General features: G+C 47.3%; 3 protein-coding genes and 1 tRNA gene. 3 read left to right on the top strand and 1 reads right to left on the bottom strand.

Translation table 11 applies throughout. The features are described from left to right. Positions 1-201: 201 nt before the first annotated feature. Together Q0R35_RS08470 and Q0R35_RS08465 are read left to right on the top strand one after the other, a co-directional pair. Positions 202-1,647 carry a folate/biopterin family MFS transporter gene (locus Q0R35_RS08470; RefSeq protein ID WP_295616110.1) on the top strand — a complete coding sequence of 482 codons (1,446 nt, stop codon included), beginning with the start codon at positions 202-204 and terminating at the stop codon, positions 1,645-1,647. A 219-nt stretch (positions 1,648-1,866) separates the two neighbouring features. Then, a complete protein-coding gene (locus Q0R35_RS08465) occupies positions 1,867-3,342 on the top strand; it encodes a carotenoid oxygenase family protein (protein WP_295616107.1) in 1,476 nt (491 codons plus the stop codon). A gap of 61 nt (positions 3,343-3,403) precedes the next feature. On the opposite strand, the gene Q0R35_RS08460 is transcribed toward Q0R35_RS08465, so the two are convergent. Then, positions 3,404-4,270, bottom strand: a complete 867-nt coding sequence (locus Q0R35_RS08460; RefSeq protein WP_295616104.1) for a lysophospholipid acyltransferase family protein — start codon at positions 4,268-4,270, stop codon at positions 3,404-3,406. 285 nt (positions 4,271-4,555) lie between these two features. Here Q0R35_RS08460 and Q0R35_RS08455 point away from each other — a divergent pair. After that, a tRNA-Phe gene (locus Q0R35_RS08455) sits at positions 4,556-4,628 on the top strand. The last annotated feature ends 94 nt before the right edge of the window (positions 4,629-4,722 follow it).

The following is a 4,722-nucleotide window of genomic DNA, read 5'->3' as shown; positions in this document are numbered from 1 at the left end:
CAGTCTCCCAGTCTCCCCGTCTCCCCGTCCCCCAGTCTGTCTTGAAAAGGTGCTCTACTTGGGGAAACCCCAAGACCGCACTTTTCGCCCCCAGTCCCCCCGTCATCCCCCCTCTCCGTCTGAAATTTCACCCAGATCGCTCGATCGCCATGTAAAGATGAGTTAACATAGAGCATAAATCCTGCGTAACATTTTTTAATAATGCTGACCGATCGTTCCGAGTCATCAGAAATCGATACTCAAGACTCGATTTTCACCAAAATCATGTTCGGACATCAACCCAGCCCTGAATTGCTGGCGATATTGATGGTGTATGCCGTGCAGGGAATTTTGGGCATCTCGCGACTGGCGGTAAGTTTCTTCCTCAAGGACGAACTTGCTTTATCGCCAGCCGAAGTTGCTGCGCTGATGGGGATAGCCGCCTTACCGTGGGTAATTAAACCTGTATTTGGCTTTATTTCTGATGGTTTGCCCATCTTCGGCTACAGAAGGCGACCTTACCTGATTTTATCGGGCTTGCTGGGTGTCGGTGCCTGGTTGAGCTTGGCATATATGGTACATACTACGACTGCTGCGACAATTGCGATCGCAATTACCTCACTTTCGGTAGCATTTAGTGATGTCATTGTAGACTCTCTAATTGTCGAGCGTGCTAGGGATGAATCTGTCGGTAAAGCTGGTTCGTTGCAGGCTTTATGCTGGGGTGCATCCGCAGTCGGGGGATTGTTGACAGCCTATTTTAGTGGGTTGCTGCTCGAACATTTTAGTACCCGCACGGTATTTGCTTTTACCGCCGCATTCCCGCTGCTCGTTTCGGCGGCGGCGGTGTGGATTGCCGAGGAACCCGTCGCCGCAGATGGCGCACGTCAGATGGTAGTTAAAGAGCAGATGCAGCAATTGTGGCAGGCTTTGACCCAAAAAGCGATTTGGATGCCGACTGTGTTTCTATTTATTTGGCAATGTACGCCAACAGCCGATTCAGCTTTTTTCTACTTCAGCACCAATGAGTTGGGCTTTACGCCCGAATTTCTCGGACGCGTGCGGCTGGTAACTAGTTTGGCATCATTACTAGGGGTGTGGTTATTTCAACGTTTTTTAAAAACTATCCCGTTTCGGAAAATCTTTATTTGGACGACGTTATTTTCATCCTTATTGGGGTTGACAGCATTACTATTAGTTACACATACTAATCGCACGTTAGGTATCGACGACCATTGGTTCGCATTAGGCGACAGTTTGATCTTAACCGTAATGGGTCAATTAACTTTCATGCCCGTGCTGGTATTAGCGGCGAGATTATGTCCGCCCGGAATTGAAGCGACTTTATTTGCCTTACTAATGTCCGTTCTCAATTTATCTGGTTTAGTATCTAAAGAGGGGGGTGCAATTCTGACGCATCTACTCGGTGTCACCGATACCAATTTTGATAAATTATGGCTGTTAGTATTAATTGCCAATGTTGGGAGTATGCTACCACTAATCTTTATTAACTTATTACCAAATGAAGAGCCACAATTAGGAGCAAATACATCTCGATCGATTCCGCCTTCTAGTGCGATCGAGCATTCACAAACAGGCATCATCGGCAACCAATCTTTCATCCCTGATATGTTACCAGAAATTTTGGAAACTAAGGCTGAAAGTTAAACTAACTTATTTATTACTGCATCGATTTTATATCTCCCAATTCTACCTTTTAGAAGGCTGCTCCTTACACGCGAGTCGATTGAGTTGCTGCGTAGATCTTTACCCCACCCCAGCCCTCCCCTTTACAAGGGGGGCTTTCCGGCTCCCTCACCTTTATAAGGGGGGTTGGGGGGTAAATCCACCTCAAATGAAGCTAGTTAAATACCTCTCTCACACAACATGAAAACGCAAACTACCGAACTTCCTTATAATTTAGAACAATGGAAACAAGGATATCGATCGCAAAAACAAGAATATGATTATCAAATTACCGAAATTGAAGGACAAATACCTCCAGAATTAACCGGAACCTTGTTCCGAAATGGGCCGGGAATGTTAGATATTAATGATGAATCCGTGCGGCATCCCTTCGATGGTGATGGGATGATTTGTCGGATTACCTTTAAAGATGGTAAAGCACACTTCCTCAATCGGTTCGTTCAAACCAAGGCATATTTAGCCGAACAAGCCGCAGGTAAATTTCTCTATCGTGGTGTATTTGGTACCCAGAAAGCTGGCGGTTGGATGAGTAATATGTTTGATGTCAATCTCAAAAATATTGCTAACACTCAAGTTGTCTATTGGGGTGGTAAATTACTCGCATTGTGGGAAGCCGCCGAACCCCATCGCTTAGATCCGAAAACACTCGATACCTTAGGTATTGAATATTTAAATAACACCCTCAAACCCGGAGATCCGTTTGCGGCGCATCCACTATTCGATCCTAAACAAAATCGAATGGTAAACTTTGGATTAAAAGCGGGTAAATTTGATGCAACCGGACTGTTAACTGGGATTACCATCTATGAATTAGATCTAGATGGCAAAGTCGTCGAAGAGCATTCACATACCATCCCTGGCTTCGCCTTTATTCACGATTTTGCAATTACGCCCAACTACTGCATCTTCTTTCAAAATCCCGTTGGCTTCAATCCCTTCCCATTCCTATTCGGCTTCAAAGGTGCGGGCGAATGTGTCAAATTCCAACCCGAAAAACCAACCAAAATCATCGTTATCCCCCGCAATCCTCGCAGTGGTGAAAAAATGCAAACCCTCGAAACTAAATCGGGATTTGTCTTCCACCATGCCAATGCCTTCGAGCAAGATGGTAAAATCTCGATCGATTCAATTGCCTACCCAACTTTCCCCGAAGTCGAACCCGATAAAGACTTCCGCGAAATCGATTTTGCGACGATCACCCCAGGGCAATTATGGCGATTTGAACTAGACTTAACCACCCAAAAAGTAACTAGCAACCTCATCGAACCCCGCTGTTGTGAGTTCCCCACTATTAACCCTGCAAATGTCGGCTATCCCTATCGATATGTTTATATGGGTGCAGCACAAACTCTCGATGGTAATGCACCTCTCCAGAGTATCCTCAAACTCGATCGCCAAACTGGCGAACAGCAATTATGGACGGCGGCACCGACAGGATATGTCAACGAACCCGTCTTCGTACCGCGTCCTGGTGGCACCCAGGAGGACGATGGCTGGCTGATTTCAATGGTCTACGATGGTGAGCGAGATCGATCGGCAGTGGTCGTGCTAGATGCCGCAGATCTAACCAAAGGTGCGGTAGCGACTCTCCATCTGACTCATCATATTCCCTACGGTTTGCACGGGACTTGGACGGATAGTGTCTTTATCGAGTAAAGAGTAAGGAGTAAGGAGTAATAAATTCTTCTAGTCCCCTCGTCTCCTTTGTCTTGCTACTTTAACCCTTGGCTATTAATAGATCCAAGGCTGACTGCATCTGTGACTGGACTAGATCGTAACAGGCATCTACATAGTCGCGATCGTTTGCCGCAGCTCGCCCGTATCGAGCGAATTCAATCGGTTTGCAGACGCGAATGTGGATCTTGGAGGGGAGCGGGAAATTGGGCAAAGGGCCGAAAGCCAGACCCCAGGGTAAGCCCAGATAGATCGGGAAAACGACCGGATCGATGCCAAATAACCACGGTATCCCCAGATCGTGGAGTCGATCTAATAGAGGATAAATATCGGTTAATACGAATAACCCATCATGGGCACCCGTAGATACTACAGGGACTATCGGCGCATGTTCGCGCAGGGCGACTTTAATAAAGCCCTTCCGCCCAGCTAACTGGATTTGATTTCTTTGACTGTGCGGGCGAAAAACATCTTCCGCACCGCCAGGATAGACCAGTACCGTCGCATCTTTGCGTAACGCCGCTACTGCCATTTTGGGATGCGCGACGACCGCCCCAGCTTTAACAGCCAAGGTAGACATCCCCCCAAAATATTTCCACACATCGGGGTGTGCCAGCCCGTAGGCGGGGCGATCGACACCATAACGGCAAAACCACTCATACATTAGCAAGAACATGTCAGGAGCCGCCAAGCCGCCATTGTGAGAACCGACTACCAGCACTCGCCCGCGATCGGGGACATGTTCCCACCCGTCGGTAGTGACTCGAAAATAGTTATGGTACAGCCACTTCCAGGCTGGCATAAATGCCGCGCGAATCGCCTGCGGATCGCGATCTTCTAACGACCAACCATCGTATTTGCGACGATCGGGTGATGGTGAATTGATGAGCTGCTCAAAAAAGTTTAACAATGATCCAACAGTGGTGACGAACTTGGGTGCAGACGAATATTGTGGCGATGGTAGCAAACTTATCCCAGTCGAGCGGCTCAAATAACAGCCTAGATCGAGTGAGAGTAATGTTTTTTCGCTTTGCCAACTGCAATCTCAACTTGGCTGTCAAAGCGGTGCTACCGATCGGCCGATCGCTGCTAGTGTTAGTCTACCCAATTATTAGTCCCAAAGTTCGATCGAATTACTTGCATATCCAGCAAAGATTTGTTATATTGGTCAAGTTGACTAAATAAATGACAACGCGCCGGGATAGCTCAGTTGGTAGAGCAGAGGATTGAAAATCCTCGTGTCCGGGGTTCAAATCCCCGTCCTGGCATACATTCAAACCTCGCCCCGTGCGGGGTTTTTGAGTTTTCAGACATTTAAATCCGGTCAGGAGTTTAAGGAGATCGATCGGATTCTAGATCGAT

This window comes from Chamaesiphon sp. GL140_3_metabinner_50, assembly GCF_025361915.1.
Classification (GTDB): Bacteria; Cyanobacteriota; Cyanobacteriia; order Cyanobacteriales; family Chamaesiphonaceae; genus Chamaesiphon.
The sequence above is the reverse complement of the archived record's forward strand: the minus strand, read 5'-3'. Positions and strand labels throughout refer to the sequence as shown.

What these genes read in the sequence shown, in the direction of transcription:
- Q0R35_RS08470 (WP_295616110.1), top strand. Translation starts at nt 202, where the DNA reads ATGCTGACCGATCGTTCCGAGTCATCAGAAATCGATACTCAAGACTCG.
- Q0R35_RS08465 (WP_295616107.1), top strand. Translation starts at nt 1,867, where the DNA reads ATGAAAACGCAAACTACCGAACTTCCTTATAATTTAGAACAATGGAAA.